This is a genomic window from Phormidesmis sp. 146-12 (assembly GCF_052939495.1).
Genome location: NZ_JBJPHS010000055.1, coordinates 1 through 23,358, shown reverse-complemented (window position 1 = coordinate 23,358; position 23,358 = coordinate 1). Strand labels below are relative to the sequence as shown.

At 50.7% G+C, this 23,358-nt stretch carries 16 protein-coding genes; 9 read left to right on the top strand and 7 right to left on the bottom strand.

All coding sequences use genetic code 11. The features are described 5' to 3' along the window. Positions 1-16: 16 nt before the first annotated feature. A complete protein-coding gene (crtR, locus tag ACKFKF_RS21220; RefSeq protein ID WP_446869570.1) occupies positions 17-961 on the bottom strand; it encodes a beta-carotene hydroxylase in 945 nt (314 codons plus the stop codon). A gap of 257 nt (positions 962-1,218) precedes the next feature. Here crtR and ACKFKF_RS21215 point away from each other — a divergent pair, with 257 nt between their 5' ends. Continuing rightward, positions 1,219-1,995, top strand: a complete 777-nt coding sequence (locus tag ACKFKF_RS21215) for a COP23 domain-containing protein (protein WP_446869569.1) — start codon at positions 1,219-1,221, stop codon at positions 1,993-1,995. Positions 1,996-2,170: 175 nt separating this feature from the next. Here the strand turns inward: ACKFKF_RS21215 and ACKFKF_RS21210 are convergent, their stop codons facing one another. Next, complete coding sequence (locus ACKFKF_RS21210) at positions 2,171-5,215, bottom strand: PAS domain S-box protein (protein WP_446869568.1); 3,045 nt, start codon at positions 5,213-5,215, stop codon at positions 2,171-2,173. Positions 5,216-5,932: 717 nt separating this feature from the next. On the opposite strand from ACKFKF_RS21210, the gene pyk reads away from it, so the two are divergent. Then, positions 5,933-7,714 (top strand): pyruvate kinase, encoded by a 1,782-nt coding sequence (pyk, locus tag ACKFKF_RS21205; RefSeq protein WP_446857151.1) that lies wholly within the window; start codon positions 5,933-5,935, stop codon positions 7,712-7,714. A gap of 154 nt (positions 7,715-7,868) precedes the next feature. Further along, a complete protein-coding gene (locus ACKFKF_RS21200; protein WP_446869567.1) occupies positions 7,869-9,320 on the top strand; it encodes a phosphoglucomutase/phosphomannomutase family protein in 1,452 nt (483 codons plus the stop codon). A gap of 222 nt (positions 9,321-9,542) precedes the next feature. Here ACKFKF_RS21200 and ACKFKF_RS21195 read toward each other — a convergent pair whose 3' ends face one another. Both ACKFKF_RS21195 and ACKFKF_RS21190 read right to left on the bottom strand, forming a co-directional pair. Beyond that, on the bottom strand, positions 9,543-10,070 hold the full coding sequence (locus ACKFKF_RS21195; protein ID WP_446857149.1) for a pentapeptide repeat-containing protein: 528 nt from the start codon (positions 10,068-10,070) through the stop codon (positions 9,543-9,545). Between the two features lie 272 nt (positions 10,071-10,342). Then, positions 10,343-11,719, bottom strand: coding sequence for an LCP family protein (locus ACKFKF_RS21190; RefSeq protein WP_446869566.1), 1,377 nt, complete (start codon positions 11,717-11,719; stop codon positions 10,343-10,345). A 465-nt stretch (positions 11,720-12,184) separates the two neighbouring features. Between ACKFKF_RS21190 and ACKFKF_RS21185 the strand changes: the two genes are divergently transcribed. Next, a complete protein-coding gene (locus ACKFKF_RS21185) occupies positions 12,185-13,246 on the top strand; it encodes a mannose-1-phosphate guanylyltransferase (RefSeq protein ID WP_446869565.1) in 1,062 nt (353 codons plus the stop codon). A 68-nt stretch (positions 13,247-13,314) separates the two neighbouring features. Here the strand turns inward: ACKFKF_RS21185 and ACKFKF_RS21180 are convergent, their stop codons facing one another. Together ACKFKF_RS21180 and ACKFKF_RS21175 are read right to left on the bottom strand one after the other, a co-directional pair. After that, positions 13,315-14,160: an alpha/beta fold hydrolase gene (locus ACKFKF_RS21180; RefSeq protein ID WP_446869564.1), complete on the bottom strand. Its 846-nt coding sequence runs from the start codon at positions 14,158-14,160 to the stop codon at positions 13,315-13,317. 50 nt (positions 14,161-14,210) lie between these two features. Next, positions 14,211-14,933, bottom strand: a complete 723-nt coding sequence (locus tag ACKFKF_RS21175; protein WP_446869563.1) for a lysophospholipid acyltransferase family protein — start codon at positions 14,931-14,933, stop codon at positions 14,211-14,213. A gap of 484 nt (positions 14,934-15,417) precedes the next feature. On the opposite strand from ACKFKF_RS21175, the gene metG reads away from it, so the two are divergent. From metG to ACKFKF_RS21150, 5 genes are all read left to right on the top strand, one after another. Beyond that, complete coding sequence (gene metG / locus ACKFKF_RS21170) at positions 15,418-17,025, top strand: methionine--tRNA ligase (protein ID WP_446869562.1); 1,608 nt, start codon at positions 15,418-15,420, stop codon at positions 17,023-17,025. A 79-nt stretch (positions 17,026-17,104) separates the two neighbouring features. After that, a complete protein-coding gene (locus ACKFKF_RS21165; protein ID WP_446869561.1) occupies positions 17,105-17,719 on the top strand; it encodes a LabA-like NYN domain-containing protein in 615 nt (204 codons plus the stop codon). A gap of 94 nt (positions 17,720-17,813) precedes the next feature. After that, positions 17,814-18,968: an LPS export ABC transporter periplasmic protein LptC gene (lptC, locus tag ACKFKF_RS21160; RefSeq protein WP_446869560.1), complete on the top strand. Its 1,155-nt coding sequence runs from the start codon at positions 17,814-17,816 to the stop codon at positions 18,966-18,968. A gap of 149 nt (positions 18,969-19,117) precedes the next feature. Next, a complete protein-coding gene (locus ACKFKF_RS21155) occupies positions 19,118-19,861 on the top strand; it encodes a phosphoadenylyl-sulfate reductase (protein ID WP_446857141.1) in 744 nt (247 codons plus the stop codon). 277 nt (positions 19,862-20,138) lie between these two features. Beyond that, complete coding sequence (locus tag ACKFKF_RS21150) at positions 20,139-21,578, top strand: IctB family putative bicarbonate transporter (protein WP_446869559.1); 1,440 nt, start codon at positions 20,139-20,141, stop codon at positions 21,576-21,578. A gap of 162 nt (positions 21,579-21,740) precedes the next feature. Here ACKFKF_RS21150 and ACKFKF_RS21145 read toward each other — a convergent pair whose 3' ends face one another. Continuing rightward, the gene (locus ACKFKF_RS21145; RefSeq protein WP_446869558.1) at positions 21,741-22,988 is read right to left on the bottom strand and encodes a HetZ-related protein; all 1,248 of its coding nucleotides are present in this window, start codon (positions 22,986-22,988) and stop codon (positions 21,741-21,743) included. Positions 22,989-23,358: the final 370 nt, after the last annotated feature.

Here is a 23,358-nt window from a genome sequence, read left to right as displayed (position 1 = left end):
CAGAGAGGTTTAACGGTTACTTGCCGACTGAAACCGATTCTTCTTGAGCCGTGACCAGCGTCAATTCTTCGGCGGGTGATTCTACAGGGTTATTGTGATGAAAGTGAATCCCTAAAAAAATGTCGTAGACAAAGCCTAAAAAGTTTTCTTTGAGTAGACCAACTGATTGTTTACAGCCCTTGGCATCCAAAAGCGGCTTAGTCGCATAGTAGGCGCGTTCGTAGTTGTACCAGGGCACCGATGGCCAGAGGTGATGCACGAGATGATAGTTTTGCCCCATGATCAGCCAGTTCAGCAGCGCATTGGGGTAAACTCTGGCATTTTTCCAGCGATCGCGCTCCGCAAAAGGACGATGTGGCAAATAGTCAAAGAACAATCCTAAAACTAAGCCAACGATCGCCAAAGGCACAAACCAGAAGTTAAAGACGTATCCCAAAAAGTGATAGTGGAAAGCCACATAGACCACAAGCACTAAAGAGAGCCGCGCCCAAAACCACTCGATCAATTCATTCTTGCGCCAAAGTTTGCGCTTAAAGAAGAAAATCTCATGGTAGAGAAACCGAGCATTAATAATCCACAGCGGCCCCATCGTTGAGACCACATGATCCGGGTCATTGTCAGGGTCATTCACAAACGCATGATGCTGCATGTGAACACGGGTAAACACCGGAAAAGAAAAACACAACAGAAACGCACTGCCATGTCCTAAGAAAGCATTCATCCACTTATCTCGATGAGCTACGCCATGACAGGCATCGTGAATTACAGTTCCGACCATGTGGAGCGCCAATACATTCATACAGAAGCAGCACCAATCCACCCAACCCCAGCACCAATAGCCCAACGTAGAAATCACAGCGATCGCCACCGAGAGCCAAAAAATGATGAGCGTCGGATTCAAGTCACCGGGAGCGCCGAGTAACTCTTTGGGAACTGTCAGGGGCTTTTTTGCCTCCGACATCTTTTCATCTCTCCTTTTTTACATCCTCGCGTCAGTATACGATACGCAACACCGTGAAGTTAAGTAAAGTCTCTTTAAGGTAGACAATTCGTTCAAAAACCCGACACCACCCAAATGAGCCGCCCCTCAAAACTCATCCCCTGGGAACTTGCTCAAAGAAAATAGGGTCAGGGGAAGAGAACAGTGAGAAGGGTTAAAACCACTATCCCACTTAGCATTCACGCGATCGATACTCACACAATTGAGGTTTATTTATCATGTCACGACGACAGTTTGGGTCGAGCTTAAAAATTGGAACGCTGGCAGTCAAGCGTGTAAGTCTTTTGATGGGAGCCACCCTGCTGTTGAGCGGATTGGCAACTACGGTTCCGGCTGGGGCACAAAGCACTTCACCGTCTGGAGATGTGATCATCAACACGGAGCCGGGCAATTCGGGGTCAACGACTCCCCCTTCTATCATCAATGGTGTTCGGTTTGCGTGTCAGACGATGAACGGACAGCCCACCGTCATGTATCAGCCCGAAAGCCAGCCGTCTCAGGCGTTTGCTTGGGCCACTCCGAGCACGTTGGGCGGCGGATGGGATTCGGCGCGTCGCTGTAATGAAATTAGCCGCCGTCTAGAGGCTTACCGTCCTGATGGGCTGGTGGAAATGAAGACAGGCGTTGAGAACGGATACAACACAATTTGCGTGACGACCGATCGCGTTCCTTCCTGCCGTATTGTTCTAACCGTGCCCCCTGGACAAGATCCAGTCAGTACTCGCGATCGCGTCTTCCAAAATCTGACGGTGGCCGATAGCGGTCAACAAACTCAAGGAGTCGTCACCTTCGGCGAATCGAGCAATTCAGGCATTCTCGGTCAGATTGGGCAAGCTTTGGGAATCAACCGCAGAAATAACACTCGTGTGCGATCGGGGGATATTAACCTCAAGCCCTTCCTCGATCGTAAAGATGGGGGAACTGGAGAGCGTCTGAGTGGCGGTGTCACAGTGCGCCAAGCGCCTCGGTCTAACAATCGTCTGAGAATCCGCTAGTCTTTGGGGGAGGGATGAGGGATGAGGGAGAACTTCGATGAGCTGTTCCCCCTTTGGGGGTAATCTGCTTTGTGAGGAGGGGTACGGTAGGGGTGTTCCTGCAAGGCGCTATCAGTAGTCTGGCAAGAACAAAGTGAGGAATGACGGTTCCCGTAAACCGATACAAGCGATCTTTTCATCCCTCATCCCTCATCCCTGACTGAGCCAACTGCGCCACGATCGCCACTAACTGATCGGGGTCAGTTGGCTTTGTAATGTGAGCTTGAAATCCAGCCGAAAGCGCCTGTTGCTGATCGTATTCGCCTGCGTAGGCAGTGAGGGCGATCGCGGGGATCTGACTTTTGCGACCCGGCAGCAGGGTTCTGATCTGGCGCATCAGCATGTAGCCATCCATTTCGGGCATTCCAATATCGCTGATCAGGAGGTTTGGCTGAGAATAAGCGAGGGTTTTGAGGGTTTCAACGGCGGAGGAGACAGCCATCACGTCAGCGCCTTCTTGCTCTAAAACAAACGTGACAAAATCCCGCGAGTCCGCATCGTCATCCACCACGAGAATCTGCAAACCAGCGAGAGGCAAGACAGAGAAATTTTCTTGGGTTCGATCGCCCAGAGGCCTCAGAGTCAGTTCAGGGTTTGTCATGGTGTCTTGTTTGAGAAGGGGTAGTTTGACCGTAAATGTGGTTCCTTTGTCTTCGCCCAGACTCTCTGCCCAGAGGGTGCCGCCGTGAAGTTCAACCAGTTGTCGGGCGATCGCCAGCCCCAGCCCCAGACCGCCGTGTTGTCGCGTCGTTGCGCTGTCTGCCTGCCGAAAGTAGTCAAAAATGTAGGGCAAAAATTCGGGACTGATGCCCTTTCCAGTGTCGATAACCCGAATCTGAGCCATGCCTTCGATCTGTTCGACTAGCACTTCGACTCGGCCGCCCGGAGGCGTAAACTTAACCGCATTGGAGAGAAGATTCCAAACGATTTGCTGTAGACGGGTCAGATCTCCCAAAACGGTCAGAGGCGAGGGATGCGGTTCATGGTTGTCTGCTTGGTAGTGAAGCTCGATCGCTTTTGCTTCGGCAGCCAGACGCACGGTTTCTAAAGCCGCTGTGACGATCGTTCTCACATTTACAGGCGCGACATTGAGAATCAGCTTACCCCGCAGAATTCGCGAGACATCCAGCAGATCTTCGATGAGTTGGGCTTGCAGACGGGCATTGCGCTCGATCGTCATCAGCGCTTCTGTGGTTTTGGCTCCGTCAAAGGTGCGGGTTTGCAGCAGTTTTGCCCAACCTAAAATGGGGTTTAAGGGCGTACGTAGCTCGTGGGAGAGAACGGCCAAAAATTCGTCTTTGATCCGGTTGGCAGATTCTGCTTGGGCGCGGGCTTGCTGTTCGGCGGCATAGAGACGGGCATTCTCGATCGCCACTGAGGACATTTGCGCTAATTGCACGAGAATGGCTTCGTCTTCTGACGTAAATTCGCCCACCGTTTTGTCAGATAGCTGAATCAAGCCAATATTGTGCCCGTCTCGCCCGGTCAACGGAGCCGCCAACCAACCCCGCATGGGAGGATGATCCGCCGCGTGAGCGCCAAACCCTTTCCAACCCGGATGGGCTTCTAGCTCGGTTTGGGTCAGCCGCATTGGGCGATTGAGATGACACACGCAGGCATAAATGCCAGAGCCGTCGGCAGGTTCTTTATAATCACGCCACGCGGCATATTTGTCAGACAGAGAAACAGCGCTAATGGACTGGGCCCAGTTTTGGTTGGCGGTCAGGCTGGTCACAGATTGATGTGCGCCGATGATCGATCGCGCCTGTTCTGTAATGGTTTTCAGCACTTCGTCAACCGACAGCGCAGAATTCATCACGAGAGCCGCCTCGGTTAAGCCATGTAGTTGAGCGGTGTATTGCTGGGATCGGTTTAACATCTGTTCGCGTTCGACTTCGGCCTGCTTTTGTGAGGTGATATCAACCGTCACGCCATCAAAGCGAGTTGGATTGCCCTCCTGGTCATAAAAGCCTCGCCCGATCGCGCGTATCCAGCGAATTTGTCCCATTGGTGAAACGGTGCGGTAGTCGATTGTGTAATCAGATTTTTCTTCGAGGGAGGTGGCGATCGCTTGACGAGTCGGTTCGCGATCATCGGGATGCAGACACTTATAGAAGAGGTCGATCGTCACATCAGTGTCAGGAGAAAGCCAAAAATGTGATCTACATTGGTCGCTCCATTCCAGCTTGTCAAAAGGCAGATCGCAATACCAGAGTCCTAATTCTGTCGATTTTAAGACCAGATCTAGCCGCTGACGATTAAGCTGTAGAGCGAGTTCGGCTTGCTTGCGTTCAGTGATGTCGTGATTGACTCCTAGCGTCCCCATCGGGTTGCCCTGGTCATCCGAAAACGGCACGACGATCGTCTCCGTCATCCCCTGGGAGCCATTTTTGTGAATAAAGGGAATTTCGCCTTGCCAGTAGCCAGTCGTCGTCACGCCGTTGAGAATTTCGGCTGTCAGTTGGGTTGCGGATTCAGGGGGGTGGATGATGCCCGGAGTTCTGCCCAGCATTTCTGTTTTAGAGTAGCCAAAAATCCTTTCTGCGCCAGGGTTCCAATCGAGAATCTCACCTTGCAGATTGGTCAAGATCACCCCATCGTAAATGCGATCGAAGACGAGCGATCGCTGTCGTAGCTGGTCTTCGGTATGCTTACGGAGGACTTCGTTGCGCTTTGCTTCGGTCATGTCTGTAATCTGGACAACGTACGATCGTCTGCCCCAAAAGCTTTCTTCGTGAGTCGTTTCTTTGACCTCGATTAGCGTTCCATTTTGTTTGCGATGTCGCCTGTTTGTGGGAGCAAGCGCTGAAGACTGAAGCTGCTCTATCAGATGGGGAACCTCTTCGATTGGGCAAATATTCAGGATGGTCATGTCCAAAAAGGCTTCTCGTGTATAGCCATAGTGCTGAATCGCCGCCTCATTGACCGCCAAAAATGCCAGTGTCTCCGGGTCATAGATCCACATCGGCTGCGGACTGTGCTCAAACAAGCGACGATAGCGATCTTCACTTTCTGCGAGGGCAACTTTGAGATGCGTCAGTTCATCCGTCAGTTCATCCATTGTGGAACATTGCTCTGATTCACAAGCCGACCTTTGGAAATCAGGTTGGGGATCAGCGAGAGTGAGCGATCGCGCTGGTGGCAAGGGAGCAAGTTCTTCAGACTTTTCGTGACTTTGCATTCGTCAGCTTCAATCATCCAAAAGTAGGGGTATCGTCAGTGAGCCATTCTAAAGGTTTAGAGATCCTGGAATGGAAACTGTACGATCGGAGGATGTGTACCTTTCGCTCTAATTTTTAGCATTTCTTAAGATAGACCGGGATCTACCTTTTGAAGGGGAATCGATCTGTGAAACTGCGGAGGCCCCAAAAATCGATCTCAGCACTGACAGAATGACTTTAAAACACACTCCCTTCATCGATTTCCATTCCCTATCTTCACGCAGAAGCATAGCCAAACATGGTAGTATCCCTGTTGCCGATTTGCGGAGACAAGCCACTTTTTAGACACTAGCCACTTTTTAGACACTTCATTCTCAAGAGTGACCAAAGGCTGGTTGCGACGACCCCACTGGCTGATATAGAAATTGATGGAATTGATTTTTATGTCCTTCCTTTTAGAGGGGGCTAGGCAGATTTCAGCGTGAAGCAGCCCAACGGAGTGATCCCCTCAATCCCCGTCAAAAAGGGGACTTAAAGAAGTCGAACATCGCGTAAATAATGCAAAAATCTAGGGTGACCGATCGCCGTCAAACTTCAGATCAGTCCTGGTCAAAACTGAGTTATCTCAAAACCTGGCAGGTTTAAGCTTGCGTTCATTATTTAACTTCACCTCTTAATCCTCGTTTTAATATTCATTCTTTGATCTAATCCCCTCTAACCTCCTCGGACTCCTGTTCATGCAACTGCAAAACTCCCAGCGTAGAACGAAGATTGTGGCAACGATCGGGCCTGCCACCAGTAGCCCAGAGGTGCTGCGTCAATTGATCGAAGCCGGGGCAACGACACTACGCCTCAATTTTTCTCACGGCACCCACGATGACCATCTGCGGAGCGTTCGACTGATTCGGCAAATTTCCTACGATCTCAATCAGCCTGTTGGCATCCTCCAGGATTTGCAGGGGCCCAAGATTCGGTTAGGACGCTTTGAAAACGGCTCGATTATTCTCAACAAGGGCGATCGCTACACGTTGACCAGTCGCCTGATGCCGGGGACACAAGAAATTAGCTCGGTCACCTACGACCAGTTGGCGCAAGAAGTGCCAGAGGGTGCCACGATCATGCTAGACGATGGGCGAGTCGAGATGAAGGTGGAAGCGGTCGATCGTCCCAATCAAGCCCTGCACTGTCGCGTCGTCGTGGGCGGCCCGCTGTCAAACAACAAAGGCGTAAATTTCCCCGGCGTTTACTTATCGATCAAAGCGCTAACGGACAAAGACCGCAAAGACTTGATGTTTGGGCTAGATCAAGGCGTAGATTGGGTGGCGCTAAGTTTTGTCCGCAATCCTCAAGACGTGTTGGAGATCAAAGAACTCATTTCTAGTGCCGGAAAATCCGTGCCTGTGATCGTCAAGATTGAAAAGCACGAAGCGATCGAGCAGATGGAAGCAATTTTGTCGATCGCGGATGGCGTGATGGTTGCACGGGGCGATCTAGGAGTCGAACTGCCTGCCGAAGATGTACCCATTCTACAGAAACGACTGATCGCCACCTCCAATCGTCTGGGCATTCCGGTGATCACGGCGACTCAAATGCTGGACAGCATGGTACACAGTCCTCGACCGACTCGCGCTGAGATTTCGGATGTTGCCAACGCGATTTTAGATGGCACCGATGCAGTGATGTTGTCGAATGAGACGGCCGTGGGCAAGTACCCGATCGAAGCCGTTTCGACAATGGCTCAAATTGCGGTGCGGATCGAGAAAGAAAAGGGCAAGCGAATCTCGGAGGATGCAGGGCGATCGATCCCCAATGCGATCAGTCAGGCCGTTGGGCGGATTTCAGAACAGCTAAATGCCAAAGCGATCATGTCGTTGACCAAGACGGGATCAACCGCCCGCAACGTGTCTAAGTTTCGGCCGACGACTCCTATTTTGGCCATTACTCCCCACGTCGATGTCGCCCGACAACTACAGTTGGTTTGGGGCGTTAAGCCACTACTCGTCCTCGATTTGCCCTCAACCTGGCAGACGTTTCAAGCGGCGTTGAATGTAGCTCAAGAAAAAGAAATGGTGTCTGAAGGCGATCTGGTCGTCATGACAGCCGGGACGCTGCAAGGGGTGGCTGGCTCGACCGACTTGATCAAAGTAGAAGTCGTCACCGCCGTTCGAGGTAAGGGGATCGGGATCGGACAGGGTTCTGTTAGTGGACGCGCCAGAGTCGCTCAAAACGGCATGGACATCAATCACTTCAGCGCAGGTGAAATTTTGGTGGCTGCTAGTACGAGTGCTGACTATATTGAGGCGATTCGCAAGGCAGCGGGGATCATTACTGAAGACAGCAGTTTGACCAGCCATGCGGCGGTGATTGGGCTGCGGTTGGGGGTTCCGGTGATTGTTGGGGTCAAGAATGCGACTTCGGCGATTCGAGATGGCGAGATTGTCACGTTGGATATGCAGCGAGGATTGGTCTACTCTGGCGCAACGGTGTCACCCAATGAGGCAGCTTTGTCGGCGGTGTAGCCCTAAATTTTTGCATCAAGCTGTCCGGACTTCTCTCAAAATCTGAACGATCGCCTCATCTACTTAAACTTACGATCGCCCTCTTGAAATCGATCCGCCCATTCTCGCTCATCACGGATACACTCAAAGATGAAAAGCTTTGGGAGACTGAAAGATGGCGGATGCTGCGATCATAACGACCATTCAACCGATTAAGTTTGGCACGGATGGCTGGCGGGGAGTCATTGCGGCCGACTTTACGTTCGATCGCCTCAAACAAGTGGCTCCGCTGGCCGCTCAGGTGTTGGCTCAGGTCTATGGTCAACAGACGGGCAGCAACACAATTATTGTGGGCTACGATCGCCGCTTTTTGTCTGAAGAATTCGCTCAGGTCACGGCTGACTCGATCCGCGCGATCGGCTTTGATGTGTTGTTGTCAGAGACGTTTGCGCCGACTCCTGCCTTTAGTTGGGCCGCCAAACAGCAGAATGCGCTGGGCGCTCTAGTGATCACGGCCAGCCACAATCCAGGAGCCTATTCTGGGCTAAAGGTGAAAAGTGCCTTTGGGGGATCGGTGCCTCCAGAAGTTACTCAGCAAATTGAAGCGCTGCTGCAAACGGGAGAAGTGCCCCAACCTGCCCAAAAACCAGGCTCACTTCAAAGCTTTAATCCCTGGACGAGCTATTGTGCGGGGCTGCGATCGATGGTAGACATTGCCGCGATTCAAACGGCGATCGATCAAGGCAGTCTGACCATTTTTGCTGATGTGATGCACGGAGCCGCCTCAACGGGGTTGTCTCAGATTCTCAATCGCCCAGTTCATGAATTGAATTGCGATCGCGATCCCCTCTTTGGCGGTGGCGCACCTGAACCACTTCCCAAGTATTTGCCTCAATTGCTTCAGACGATTCGCGATTATGAGAGTACGGGATCGGTCGTTGGGCTGGTGTTTGATGGCGATGCCGATCGCATTGCAGCCGTTGATGGTCAGGGCAATTTTCTCAGTTCTCAAGTGCTAATCCCGATTTTGATCGAGCATTTGTTTCTACGAAGAGGCTACAGAGGCGAAGTCGTCAAGACGGTTAGCGGCTCAGATCTGATGCCTCAAGTCGCCAAACTGCATAATCTGACGGTATTTGAGACTCCGATCGGGTATAAGTACATTGCCGATCGCATGTTAGACGCGCAGGTTCTCTTAGGCGGTGAAGAATCCGGCGGGATCGGCTACGGACACCACATTCCCGAACGCGATGCCCTGCTCTCAGCCCTCTATCTGCTCGAAACGGTTGTCAAAACGGGACTCGATTTGGGTGAGTCTTATCGTCAGCTTCAGGTCAAAACGGGATTTTCGGCGGCTTACGATCGCATCGATCTTCCCCTCGCCAGCATGGAAGTCCGCGCAAAACTTGTAAATCAGCTTCAAAATCAGCCTTTAAGTGAAATCGCTGGACTTGCCGTTCTCAATTGCCAAACGGATGATGGCTACAAGTTTCGCCTAGCCGATCAAAGCTGGCTCCTGATTCGATTCAGCGGCACCGAGCCTGTCCTGCGACTCTACTGCGAAGCGCCAACGCTAGAGCAAGTCCACCAAACCCTAAATTGGGCAAAAAATTGGGCAAACCGCTAACCAAACACGAATTCAACAGACTTCTTCGCGCCGTCATAAAGTCGGAAGAGCAAGCTAAATTCCCACCGTAAGCAACTTTGAACCAGAACCCTTCTCTTAAAGTCCCCCAGAATTGGAGGGTTGAGGGGCAGAAGGTGCAGCCAACGAAGCGAAAAAATTTCATCGAATTCATGTTCAACTGAGCCTTGAATATGAGCGTTACATCAACTCAGTTTTCACCCCTTACTTACAGCCCAGACTCTCTCTCGTATCAACTCCTGTGACTGGATTGGTGCCCGAAGCCGTTTTGCAGAGCATGGCAACGTAGTAACGATCGATAATCGCATCCGAAAAGTCTGCCCCAGTGACCTTGGCTTCGTCAAATAGTGTCCGCGAGAGTGTCGCCCCAACCAGAATGGCATTGGTCAGATCGGCTTTGTAGAGGGTGACGCGATCGACCAGGGCCCCTTCCAGATTTGCGCCAGACAGATTGGCACCCCAAAGATTGCCGTTCGTCATCATGGCATTCTTTAGATTTGCTCCTTGAAAGTTGGTTTCTCGCATCTCAGCCGCCACAAATACCCCGCCTTCGAGGTCTGCATTCGAGAAATCTCGCCGTTCAAGCTGCGTATTCGTGTAGTTAATCGTTTTCGCCTGAGCATACGCAGGACGAGCACCCAACAACACCCAAAGCCACGCCAACCCCAAAATAATCAGCAGTTGGAGGAGATGAATCAGCGTCGATTTGAGCGATTTAAAGGTTGAATACATGGGCGTTTGGGCTTAAAAATTTGAACCTGAAAATACAGCTTGTACAGAACAATGAACTGTAAGAATCCTGATGGTTGACTAGACTCTTCAACAATCCTCAGATTGCTCAACTTGACGCTCGGCGTTGCTGAATCAGGGGATGAATTGCCCCCCAACCCCCCATTCTGGGGGACTCCCGGACTTTCAAAGTCCCTCACTTGTGGGGGACTTAGGGGGCGAAAAGATTGACACTTCCCACAGATTTATCCCTCCAATCAGCAACGCCACGTAATCTACTGCTTTGATTTTACCTGTGATTGATTCACCCAATCGTTGCCCACGCGAATCGTTAGATCAGAATCTAAGTCACCCGTCGAAGCCGCCTCCACACTACCAAACTTCAATGACCCTTGCAGAAGTTTGGCCGCTTGAAGATCGCCTTTCTGAACGATGATTTGCGTCTTACTTTGCTGATCTGCCCAGTCTTGAATCGGGTAAACATTCTCGTAGCCCAGACGATTTAAGTATTGAACAAATTGACTCGCGGCTTCTGGCTGACTTGACGCATTCTGTACCGCAATTTTGAGATTGGCACCGGCCTCAGATGTCGCCTCACTCATCCCAGTTTTGAAATACTCCTGCATTACCCGATCGCGCCCCTGAGTATCCATGATCCAGTAGCTGGCGATAAATTCATCGGGCGCACTAAATCGACCGGGCAGCAGCACCATCTTAAAATCGTTTTTGTCAAGCTTTAGTCCCAGATTTACTAGCGCCAGCATCTCTTCTACACTGAGATTGGTATCAATGTACTTTTGCATCATCGTCACCAAACCAGGAATGCGCGGCAGCATCAAAGGACTAGAGAGCTTCGATCGCAGTGCCTTAATCAGGGCTTGTTGACGCTGTACTCGCCCAATATCGCCAAACGAGTCATGACGAAACCGCGCAAACTGTTCGGCTTTGTCGCCATTGAGGGTTTGCCAACCGGGAGCCAAGTCGATTTTGAGTTTCTGAGTTTTGTCTACATAAGACATTTGCTCTGGTACATAAATATCAATACCGCCCAGCAGATCGACTAACTCGCGAAACGCATCGGTACTGACTCGGACGTAGCGATCGACGCTAATTCCATTCAAGGTATTGCCCACAACCTGACGCGCTAGCGCAGGGCCACCACTGGCGTTGGCTTGATTAATTTTGGTTGTTCCGATGCCAGGAATGTCTACCTGGGTGTCTCTGGGGATCGACAACAAATTAACGGTATTGTCCGTTGGATCAATTCTCAAGAGAAGCATTGTGTCGCTGCGTCCCGAAAATACCGCTTCAGATCCCACAGGGGCATCCAAGACGCGATCGATACCCATCACCAAGATATTTACCGGACGACCAACCTGATACTGAAATCCACTTTTCCACAGGTCACCCAGAAGTTTTTGACCCTCAGCAGGAGCGACAGCGCCCGGAAGCGGGGTAACCAGTGCCAATGTGGTGCCAAAGGTCGCCGAAGCGGTGGCAGCAATCAAGAAAGTAAATCCCCAAAAGAGCGATCGGGCAGTAGAAGACTTGGACTTAGGAATTGCAGGAGTCGAGGCATGGGGCATAGCGGAGTTGGATGCGGGTTTCTCCAACGTGCCTGGCTGCTTTGTTTGGCTTTTCAACGGTTCCACTCAATCACACCTCAAAAACTGACCCTTGCTCAGACGCTAGCTACGCTGCTGTCTTACTAGATTCCTGGCTATCCTAACCCAAAGTCGATCGAGTCTCCGTCCGCTATAAGTGAGAATTGATAGCACCTTGGGCCCATCTGCTCACTCAAAAATCTTTGGGACTTTGGACACTTTGATCACTCAGCAGCGACTCAATGAAGAATTGTTTCCGCATACAAGCTTCTGGGAATTCTACACTTGAAACTGTCCCAGAGGCTAGTCAGGCTCCTTTGAGGTTGCGCGCAAAGCGTCCATTATTTGGCAGAGATACCAAATGAGAAGAGTCCGCAAAGAACCTTTAGGTTGCGAAAAAGATGTGAAAAAGATTGACTAAGATGTGACAGAAAGCGCATCTGCCACTCTTTTTTCTTGAAGATTTTTAGCCGCAAAGTTTAGCCCCTCACGAGAAGCAGAAGCCTAATTTCTATGACGCAACCTCTGATCCCCGTAATTTTGGCTGGTGGTAAAGGTGAACGGTTTTGGCCCCTGAGCCGCAAGCACCGCCCAAAGCAATTTCTCTGCCTGGATGGGAGTGGCAGCAGTCTTTTGCAATCAACCGCCGATCGTCTTCTGTCGATCGCTCAAGGCTGGGATAATCTCTGGGTCGTGACGGCGGCTCACCTTGCAGATGGCGTTCGCGAACAGCTTCCAGAGTTACCGATCGAGAATCTGTTGGTTGAGCCTGAAGGCAGAGACACAGCGCCTGCCGTCGCTTGGAGTACCTTAGAGATTGCCAAACGCTATGGCAACAGTGCCGTTGTAGGGTTCTTCCCGGCTGACCACTGGATCGACAATCAGGAGACATTTGATGAGACGCTGAAGGCTGCGATCGCCGTTGCCGTCCAAAAGTCTGCCATTGTGACCTTGGGGATCACCTGCACCCACGCTGCAACCGGATACGGCTACATTGAGCAGGGCGAAAAGATTGGACTGTATGGAAACTACCCAGCCTATCGCGTCGATCGCTTCACCGAAAAGCCCGATCGCGAGACGGCGCAAAAATTTCTAGACAGCGGTCGGTTTAGCTGGAATGGCGGCATGTTTGTCTTTGAGGCTGAGGTTGCTCTCAAGGAACTACGTCACCACGCGCCTGAAATTTTGACCCCATTGGAGGCAGACGGCGTGGTTGCCTACCCAACCATTCCCAAAAAAAGTATTGACTACGCGCTAATGGAGAAGACCGATCGCGCCTGTGTGTTGCCTGTGACGTTTGGGTGGGATGATTTGGGCGATTGGGCAGCGATCGAGCGTCTACAGAAAAGCGACAGCCCCAATGTTGAACTCGCCAATCACGTCGGATTAGACACCCAAGGAACTCTGCTTTATTCCACCAATGAGGATGAATTGATTGTGACGATCGGGCTAGAGGATACCGTAATTGTCCGCGACGGCAAGGTTACGCTAATCGTCAAAAAAGACCGGACTCAGGAGATCAAAGCCATTCTCAAAACACTGCACGATCGACCAGAGTACCAGAATCTTCTCTAGAGAGTGGGGCAACGGAGGCAGGGGCGCAAGGAATACAGTTGAAAACTATTCTCAAGCTAAAAATTCTGTCATCCGTTGCTCAACAATCGGTTTGGAGCAGTTTCTACACAGCAGTCGGTTCGCGAGTCTGAGACAGAAGCTTCTAGAAAACCGTGAGCTTCCATGATCTTGAAGAGGTTCACTTCGGTTTCTAGCAGGCAGGTGTGTCCACTTTGGGGCAAGACCACTACTTGAGCATTCTGAAAAGCACGCTTGAGGCGATAAGCTTCTGGCACCGAGGGAAACAGCTTGTCATCGACGCTGGCCAACAGTAAAACTGGCTGGTTAAGCTGCTGCAATTCTGATGTCGGAGTCTGGAACTGGTGTAGGAGAGACATCCGCCAAATCGAAGTTTTTTGGGGCACCGATCGCACCGCTTCGATCAAGGCTTGTCTGTCTGCGGGTGCAATCCGCCCAAACGAAGCCAACAACGGTAAAAACGTCACCGACGAAAGCTGGTACGCCACTTCTGGCAAATAGCGGCTCAAAGACGATCCCCATGTAATCCAGGGACGACGATTAAACGAGGAAGCCGGGTTTACCAAAATCATCCGATGAAACAGATGAGGCGCAAGTACAGCAACTTTCATTGCAAGACAGCCGCCAAACGACTCGCCACAGAGGTAAACCGATCGTCCTTCATCTCCCGCGATCTCCTGGTTGATCAGATCAACGACCTGTTGCGCCAGCGCTTCCCAACTATTTAAATCATCTGGTGGAATCGCCAAACAGCGCACATCAAAGCCCGCTTCTAACCCAGCCGTCTGCGCCCTCAATAGCTGCCCTGTGCCATCCATACCAGGCAAAAAGACGAACAGTGGAGCGTTTCGCCTGAGTTTTTTGGGGGTGAGAAAGATCGGGTGACTTTGAAGCATTGCAGGAATCGGCGGTGAGGAATAGGAAAAAAATTAGCGGTCAAAAGCGGTCAGAAGCAGCCCTGATGCAGCAAATCTTTGATCTCATCGTGGCAGTGATGGGTCAAATCGTTGACGATCGTTCTTGCTTGTTTGCCCTGATAGTGTTGACGTTGAGCGGGCTGAATCCAGTAAGGGCGACCAATCATCACATTCACTCGCTGATACATCACCAGAGGATGCCAGCCCTCTTGATTGAACAATGGCTCAGAGGGATCAAAGAAGCTGAGAAGTTTGAGCGGAACGGCCGACGTTTTGGTTTCTGACTGGACGGCGATCGCCACAGGCAAAACAGCCAAATTCTGAACCGGGGCCCTGAGTGCAAGATGGGCAAATCCACGCTGAAAATCACCCATCTGAGTGCGATCGGGACTGTTGACCATCGGATCAGTGCCCTCCGGAAACACCCCAACCGCTTGCTGAGTCTTGAGAAGCTGAGTTGCTTGATGAAAAAAGCTCTGCTGACGCTGCTCAGGAGCCTCTAGCGGAAAACAGCCCAGTTTTGTAACAATCTCCCGCATCACGGGAACCTGCCCCATGTAGTGATGACACGCAAACCGAATCGGACGATCGATCGCTGCCATCAACAAGGGAGCATCCAAAAAACTTCGGTGATTGCTGACCACGAGTAGCGCACTGTCTTGAGGAACGCGATCGCGATGGTGCAGATACATTTGCATTCCCAGCGTCAGAAGCAGCAAGCGCGAAATTTGAAGCGGACTATCAGATGCCATGCAAAATGAACCAGAATCTTAAGATCAAGCCTTTCCTCTAGTTAACATTACTTTACTGAAGTCAACAAACGTCTACAGGCAGAAAGATCGGCTGAGAAGCTTCTACCGTGCGCTGAAGTTTTTGAATCGGCTCACTAATCGCTCAGAAATAAGGCAGGCCAAGGGCATTATTTTTACCAGTTCTGAGCAATTTAGCAAGCGTCCATCTTCTAAAATCTCTGACCTAACGGAGGACGATCGATAAGATTTTCCTGGGGCTAAGTTCGGTAGATTTGAGGAGTGAAACGCATTTTTGAGCGGAGTTGACCGCTAAGATTGAGAAACTTCTATCAATGAGCAGAGAAGCCAAGTGGATGAATGGATAGAAAACTCAGTGGGGCGATGGTTCCTTTTCTATTCATAAAATTTTGTTAGGGCAGGGGTGCGCTCAGTCTACTGTGACCCTGGTTAAAAGCAGTTTTAGCGATCGTGTTTGATATTATCTATGAGTTCTGAAGACCCTAAGCGTTCTACCTTTACAATCACAACGCCCCTCTACTACGCAAACGGTTTGCCGCATGTGGGGACGGCCTATCCAACGATCGCCGCCGACGCAATAGCCCGATTTCAACGATTGCAGGGCAAGCCAGTCCTATTTGTCACGGGGACGGATGAGCATGGGCAAAAAATCCAGCGTACGGCAGAAGGATTGGGGCGATCGCCTCAAGAGCACTGTGACCTGATCGTGCCAGAATTCAAACAACTTTGGAAAAAACTAGGGATTCGCTACGATCGCTTTATTCGCACCACTGAGGAACGGCATGGGGCGATCGTCAAAGAATTTTTTCAGATCGTTTGGGACAAAGGCGACATTTATCTCAGTCAACAAAAGGGCTGGTACTGTGTCTCTTGCGAAGAATTTAAAGAAGAACGCGAACTGCTAGACGATCACTACTGCGCGATTCACCCTAACAAACAAGCCGAATGGCGTGACGAAGAAAACTACTTTTTCCGGCTATCAAACTACCAGGAAAAATTAGAGAAGCTGTATCAAGAGCATCCTGAATTTATCCAGCCAGCCAGCCGACGCAATGAAGTTTTAAGCTTTGTCAGCCAGGGATTGCGCGATTTTTCGATTTCGAGAATTAACGTCGATTGGGGCTTTCCGGTTCCTGAGAATCCGAAGCACACGCTGTATGTCTGGTTTGACGCGCTTTTGGGTTACATCACCGCCCTACTCGATCCAGAAAGCGAACCGACGCTCAAGAATGCCTTGTCTCGGTGGTATCCGATCGACGTTCATCTCATCGGCAAAGATATTCTGCGGTTTCATGCGGTCTATTGGCCAGCGATGCTGATGTCTGCGGGATTACCGATGCCCGATCGTGTGTTTGGACACGGTTTTCTGGTTCAAGATGGGCTAAAAATGGGCAAAAGTACCGGAAACACCATTGATCCGGTGGCTTTGGTCGATCGCTACGGCAGCGATGCGGTGCGCTACTACTTTCTCAAAGAAATTGAATTTGGGCGAGACGGCGTGTTTGATGAGACGCGCTTTGTGAATATTCTCAACGCTGACATGGCAAATGATCTGGGTAATCTACTTAACCGGACGCTTAAAATGGTTTCCAAATACTATGGCGGTACGGTTCCTGATCTGGCGATCGACGACATTCCGTTAGACAATCCGCTCAAGTCCGCTGGGGTGAAATTGGGCGATCGGGTTCAGCAAGCCTACGAAGCGTTGTCCTTTAATACAGCTTGTGAGGAGATTTTAGCGCTGGTGCGTTTGGGCAACAAATACATCGACGAGCAAGCTCCTTGGACGCTTTACAAACAAGGTCAACAACACGCGCTACAACAAGTTCTCTATGCGGTTTTAGAATCGGTGCGGTTGGCGGCTTTTTTGTTGTCTCCGATTATTCCGATCGGCAGCACCAAGATTTACAAACAATTAGGATATTCAGTGGATTTTGCTGAAACGCCTTTAATTGATGATTCAATCACATTGATGAAGCACGGAATCTGGGGCACCCTTCCGCCAAACCAGACTTTGGGAGAGGCGCAGCCAGTTTTTCAAAAACTAGAACCTCCGGAGGAGCGTTCGACTTAAAGGAATGAGAGGGGTCTTCATCACTGGTTTGGATTTTAAGCATCAATACTCTTTAACAACAAACTGAGGAATATCAACGGTGTTAAACCATATTCACGAAAGCGAAACTGTATTTTCGCCTGAGCAAGTTCTAGAAAATCGTGGCAGAGTGGCTATTTTTATCGATGGCTCTAATCTCTTTTATGCCGCCCTACAACTAGGGATCGAAATTGACTACACCAAGCTGTTGTGTCGGCTGACGGCAGGTTCGCGTCTGTTGCGTTCCTTCTTTTATACAGGAGTCGATCGCACCAACGAAAAACAGCAGGGCTTTTTGTTGTGGATGCGGCGCAACGGCTATCGAGTCATCTCCAAAGATTTGGTGCAACTCCCTGACGGCTCCAAAAAAGCCAACCTGGATGTCGAAATCGCCGTCGATATGATGTCTCTGGTCGGCTCCTACGATACGGCCGTTTTGGTGAGTGGCGATGGCGATCTGGCTTATGCGGTGAATGCGGTGAGCTATCGAGGCGTGCGAGTCGAAGTGGTGAGCCTGCGATCGATGACCAGTGATAGCCTGATTAATGTCGCCGATCGCTACATCGATTTAGACAACATCAAAGAAGACATTCAAAAAACGCCGCGCAGCTACACCTACCGTCCGCTATCGGGGATCGGCGTGATGGACGACGGCGAAGACGATCCGTCTATTTGAGAAGCAACGGGAAACGGGAGCCTTTTGAGAGGGAGTTCGTCAAGACCTTGATGGATGTTCAAAAGTCTTCTGGGCATTCGCAAGGAGAGCTAGCTTGAATTTGCATCGATCGACCTACCTAAACCTGTTGCTGATCACGCTACTGGTCGGCACTTTTGCCTGTGGAAAACGGGATACGGCAGCAGACAAGTTAGCCAACGACACCCAGGAAATCCAGAAGTTTGACAGCAATCTCAACTGGAACGACATCACCCTCGAACAGGTAGACGACAAAGGCAAACTCTGGTGGAAAGTCAAGGCGAGACAAGCGACCTACAGCAAAGATCAAAAGAACGCCACCGTTGACAATCCCAAGGGAGAACTCTATCAGGACGGCAAGCCTGTCTTTAAAGTTGAGGCGCAAAAGGGTGAAGTGCAGCAAGATGGCAAGGCGATCGTGCTCAAAGGGCAGATCATCGCCACCGATCTCAAAGATGGCACCGTGCTAAAGGGCAACGAAGCGGAATGGCGACCTGTCGAGGATGTTTTGCTGGTTCGCAATCGTGTGACCGGAATGCACAAGCAGATGCAGTTTGCCGCTCAAGAAGGCCGCTTTCAGACTCGTGCGCGGACGATGGAGCTAACCAAACAAATTGTGGCTTCCTCAAAAGATCCCGAAATCCAGGTGAGAACGGAGCATTTGACCTGGAACATTCAAACTCAGAAAGTGGTGGGCGATCGCCCCATGCAGATCGATCGCTTCAAAAACAAGGTGCTGACGGAGAGAAGTACGGCCGATCGCGTCAATGTTGATCTAAAAGCAAAGACGGTTAACCTTCAGCAAAATGCCAGAATTGACTCAAAACAGCAAAATGTCCAGGTCAGCAGCAACGATTTGTTGTGGAATCTGGACGCTCAGACGATTAATTCTAGCCAGCCCGTGACGATTCTCAACCCATCTCAACAAGTGACGCTGACGGCCAATCAGGGACTGCTCAATTTGCAGAAAAACACCGTTGATCTGACCGGGAATGTCAGAGGGATCGGACAGCGAAATGATTCTAAACTGGATGCCGATCGAGTCACCTGGTTTTTGACGACTCAACAGTTTCAAGCCGATGGCAACGTCAATTATCGTCAAGCCAATCCGCCCTTTAGCCTCGCGGGCCCTCGTGCAGCGGGGAGGCTTCAGGATCAGCAGGTTGCCGTGAGTGGGGGCGAAAGTGGCGGGAGAGTGGAGATGCAGATTGTGCCGCAGATGAGGCAGTAGGGATGAGAGAGAACTTTGTTCCGCTTCGCGAGGAGGGATGAGGAAGGAGGGATGAGGGATGAGGGATGAGGGAGGAAAGCAAGTGGTGCAGTCGAGCCGATAGAATGGGGATTGCACTTAAGACGATCCTTCTCTGAGGAGAACCCATCATGGCGCAACTGATCGCGCAGCCTCTTGACATTCCTAGCCTCGATGCAGAACTGTCTCAACAAAGTCCCCAAAAAATTCTGCAACGGGCATTGAGCCAATTTGATAACATTGCAATTTCTTTTAGCGGTGCTGAAGATGTTGTGTTGATTGATATGGCGCACAAAATTAACCCCAACATCAAAGTGTTTAGCCTCGATACGGGCCGCCTCCACGCCGAAACGTATCAGTTTATCGATCGCGTCCGCAAACACTACGGGATCACGATCGACATCATGTATCCCGATGCGACTCGACTCCAGGAGATGGTTTCAGCGAAGGGACTCTTTAGTTTTTACGAAGACGGACACCAGGAATGCTGTGGAATTCGCAAGGTCGAACCGCTTCGTCGTAAGCTGTCTACATTGGATGCCTGGATCACAGGTCAACGTAAGGATCAAAACCCTTCAACTCGTGCCAGCGTTCCGATCGTGCAGGTGGATACGGCGTTTTCGACGGACGATCGCCAGTTGGTGAAGTTTAACCCGATCGCGAACTGGTCTTCGGCGGATGTTTGGATGTATATTCGTGCTTTTGAGGTGCCCTACAATCCTCTCCATGAGAAGGGCTTTGTGAGTATTGGTTGTGAGCCTTGCACCAGAGCAACCTTGCCCAATCAGCATGAGCGAGAAGGCCGCTGGTGGTGGGAAGAAGCCACTAAAAAAGAGTGCGGTTTACACGCGATCAATCCCAATCAGACGACTTGATCCATGTGACTTCGACAAGGTTGTTTGCTTTGCTTACAAATCCGGGAACGCTCCTAAATTCCCTAATTCTGGCAGGGCTGATTGACCGTGAAGAAAGGTTAGGCTGACGGGAATATCTGCATCTACTGGATCTGACCGTCAGTTTCATTGTCTGGGTTAGCGGGGTTTTGGCGCAAAATCTAATGAGGTTCCCTTGTCAGCGATCGTTTTTTGAGGATAATGACTGATAGCTCAAAGGCCCCTTGGGCAACTATTCTCTAACGCTGGTAAGTCGCTTATGAATTCCGTTTGGCAACAGGTCACGCTGGCAACGCTGCCACTTCATCAATGGCGATCGACGAGCTTGCTTCATCGTCCGGTGGGGCTGTTGCAGTCGTGGCGCAAAACAAGCTGGCTGATGCAGTGGGCAGACGCGATCGGAGTGGTGCTGTTGAGTCTTGTGTTTGGTCTAGCGCCCTTTGTTTCGAGCGACTTAATGGGAGTGCTGCTGGTTGCGTGTGCCGGGTATTGGGTCTTACTCACGCTTTCAGACGATTCCCCAGTGTCCGGTTTTGGGCAGAAGAAGGCAATTTGGGGTTCAGGATTGACTCCGATTCACCTGCTAGTGCTGCTCTATTGGGGAATTGCGACTGTTGCGGCGGCGGTGTCTCCAGTCAAGCGAGAAGCCTTTACAGGCTGGAGTAAGCTGACTCTCTATCTGATTTTGTTTGCGTTGATGGCGCGAGTGTTGCGATCGTCAAGGCTGCGATCGTGGCTAATTACTTTCTACCTACACATTGCTGTTTTGGTGAGTGGATATGGGTTGAGACAGTGGTTTTTTGGAGCGGATGCGCTGGCTACCTGGGTTGATCCTGAATCGCCATTTGCTAAGACGGTGCGAGTTTACAGCTTTTTAGGAAATCCGAATTTGCTGGCGGGCTATTTGTTGCCTGCGATCGCGTTGAGTATTGCTGCGATTTTTGCCTGGCGAGGGTGGCTTCCTAAAGGGTTGGCGATCGTCATGACGGTTGTGAATACAGCTTGCTTGATTTTGACGTTTAGCCGGGGCGGTCTGATCGGATTTGTGGTACTGATTTTTGTGATTTTGCTGTCGCTGCTGTATTGGTGGAGCATTCATCTGCCGCGTTTTTGGCAGGTCTGGTCGGTTCCGATTTTGGTGGGTAGTCTGGCGGGCGTTTTGATTCTTGGCGTGTTGTTTGTGCCGCCGCTGCGAAGTCGGGTTTTTAGCATTTTTGCGGGACGCGGAGACAGCAGCAACAATTTTCGCCTCAATGTCTGGGCTTCTGTGATTCAAATGATTCAGGATTACCCCGTCTTGGGAATTGGGCCAGGTGATTCGCCGTTCAAGAAAATCTATCCGCGTTATCAACGGCCCCGCTTTAGCGCTTTGAGTTCTTACTCAATTTTGTTAGAAGTGGCTGTCGAAACAGGCTTGATTGGTTTGACCGCGTTTTTGTGGCTGCTGCTGGTGATCCTTCATCAGGGATATGTCCAACTCAAACGACTCCGACAGCTTGGCAACCGGGACGGCTTTTGGCTGATTGGCTCGATCGCCGCTCTGTTGGGCCTGTTTGGTCAAGCCCTATTTGATACGGTACTGTATCGTCCGCAGGTGAATACGCTCTGGTGGATGGCGATCGCCCTCATTGCCAGTTTCTACACCTATCACCAGCCTGCTTTGAATGAGTCGGTGAGCGATCGTGAGCAGCTTGATTAGAGAATTGTCACAAAAACCTTGAAGTCTACCAAAATGGGAAATTTGGGAAGCAGACAAGCTAAATATCGAAGCAAAGAACTCATCAAATTTCCATTAAAAAAGTGGGACAATTGCTTACCCCACCCAAGATTGCATTACCCAAAACGGATTCTGAAAACCGCTCTATTTGTTGAGTTGGTTTCGAGTCTGACGCGCGGCTTCGAGTAGAGTGCCCCAACGTTTTTGCAGTTGTTTTGCAGTACATTTCAACGTCTGCATAATTTCCTGATCGCTGGTGGTTGATCGCTTCAAACGGACTAACTGCTGCTGCTCAGGAGACAATTGGGCAAAAAACAGTTCCCATTCTGGCTGAGACAGCCCCAAATTTTGGTCAAGGTCAGCCCCCAACCACTCGTGAACCAGTTTCCAGCTTTGAGACGTTGAGAACTTTTCGACGTGGTACTTAAACCGCTGCTGCAAATAATCGCGCTGGCGGGGCGTGAGATTCAACACTTCGTCAATTTCTGGAACGGACAGATCTTGCAGTTTGAGAGCGAGATAACTGGCACAATCGTCCTGCCCTTGAGATTCGAGATATTGCATCAGTTCGACGACGACGCGATCGCGCAGCGCCCCTTCCGAAGGATCGACTTTCTCAGCCACCATCTGTTCTCGAATCATCTGCATAATTGGCGATCGACCATACGCTTCTGCTTCGTCTCCCTTGGCCGACTCCATTGCGGTCTCAATATCAACGGCGATCTCTTGAGGCTGACGACTAGCAAATCGTTGGGCCCGCAGAATGATTAACTGTTGATTGTGCTGAGTAGGCAAGGTAATGCGCCGTTTGCCATACTGCTCGGTAAAGGCCATGTACTCAGCCAGTTGGAGACGAGTTCGAGGTTGGTAATCTTCGGGCAGGGTATTTTCGCGACGAAAGGCTCTCAGCGACTCAGTATAGAAGCCCTGCAAAAAATCCTCAATCAGCGTAAATCGAGCCTGAAAACTGAGTTGGAGGTGAGCCGGGGCGATCGGACGATAAACCATCGTACTCAAGGTACTGTGCAATTCTACGCGGCCCTGTCGAGAACCCAGTCGATAATAGTTGACGCATTTATCCAGACGATAGCGACCCAGCGTTAGTCGCCAAGATCCGACCTCTCCAGAAGTTTGAATGCGATCGCTTTTACTACAAATCCGCTCGACTTCGGCGGCGATGCGGTGGGCGATCGCTTGAGCAGCTTTTTCGGTAACTTGAATTTCGGCTTGCAGTTCTGTGGTGAGCAGTTGAGCCAGCTTTTCGATAGGAGAGAGAATGCGGTTATCTTCTGGTGTAATGGCTGTATCAGAGACCGGAAGACCACCGTTGTCAGGGATAGAAGCCGTAAAGGGGGTTGCTTCTTGTTGAAGGTTGGCAGATTTTGCGTTCATTGTCAGACCCAGACTTGGTAGTGCATGTCAGTCCCTACATCGCAGATTTAGGCGACTACGGTGAATCCGGATGCGCGTATGGCAGTTTTATATTTGGTCAGTTTTTTCACTCAATGGCGCACCATGAGATAGTTCAGCCCACCCAGCCAAAGGATGACAAGTGGCTCAAACACGATAACTCAGTAGGTACGATCGACCCAGCTGATAAAAATATACTACTGTGTTTCAGTGGACGATCACCAGGGTGGTTGGGGGAAGTGAGGAGTGAGGAATGAGGAGTGAGGAGTGAGGAGTGAGGAGTGAGCAATTAAATTTCTTCGGCGTTGCATAATGGAGGGATGAATGAGGGTGTTGTACTATGCAGTGTCGA

Excerpts from the sequence above, each read along its gene's own strand:
- ACKFKF_RS21210 (WP_446869568.1), bottom strand. The coding sequence starts at position 5,215 with ATGCAAAGTCACGAAAAGTCTGAAGAACTTGCTCCCTTGCCACCAGCG.
- pyk (WP_446857151.1), top strand. The coding sequence starts at position 5,933 with ATGCAACTGCAAAACTCCCAGCGTAGAACGAAGATTGTGGCAACGATC.
- crtR (WP_446869570.1), bottom strand. The coding sequence starts at position 961 with ATGTCGGAGGCAAAAAAGCCCCTGACAGTTCCCAAAGAGTTACTCGGC.
- ACKFKF_RS21175 (WP_446869563.1), bottom strand. The coding sequence starts at position 14,933 with ATGGCATCTGATAGTCCGCTTCAAATTTCGCGCTTGCTGCTTCTGACG.
- ACKFKF_RS21185 (WP_446869565.1), top strand. The coding sequence starts at position 12,185 with ATGACGCAACCTCTGATCCCCGTAATTTTGGCTGGTGGTAAAGGTGAA.
- ACKFKF_RS21155 (WP_446857141.1), top strand. The coding sequence starts at position 19,118 with ATGGCGCAACTGATCGCGCAGCCTCTTGACATTCCTAGCCTCGATGCA.
- ACKFKF_RS21195 (WP_446857149.1), bottom strand. The coding sequence starts at position 10,070 with ATGTATTCAACCTTTAAATCGCTCAAATCGACGCTGATTCATCTCCTC.
- ACKFKF_RS21200 (WP_446869567.1), top strand. The coding sequence starts at position 7,869 with ATGGCGGATGCTGCGATCATAACGACCATTCAACCGATTAAGTTTGGC.
- ACKFKF_RS21180 (WP_446869564.1), bottom strand. The coding sequence starts at position 14,160 with ATGCTTCAAAGTCACCCGATCTTTCTCACCCCCAAAAAACTCAGGCGA.
- ACKFKF_RS21150 (WP_446869559.1), top strand. The coding sequence starts at position 20,139 with ATGAATTCCGTTTGGCAACAGGTCACGCTGGCAACGCTGCCACTTCAT.
- ACKFKF_RS21215 (WP_446869569.1), top strand. The coding sequence starts at position 1,219 with ATGTCACGACGACAGTTTGGGTCGAGCTTAAAAATTGGAACGCTGGCA.
- metG (WP_446869562.1), top strand. The coding sequence starts at position 15,418 with ATGAGTTCTGAAGACCCTAAGCGTTCTACCTTTACAATCACAACGCCC.
- ACKFKF_RS21145 (WP_446869558.1), bottom strand. The coding sequence starts at position 22,988 with ATGAACGCAAAATCTGCCAACCTTCAACAAGAAGCAACCCCCTTTACG.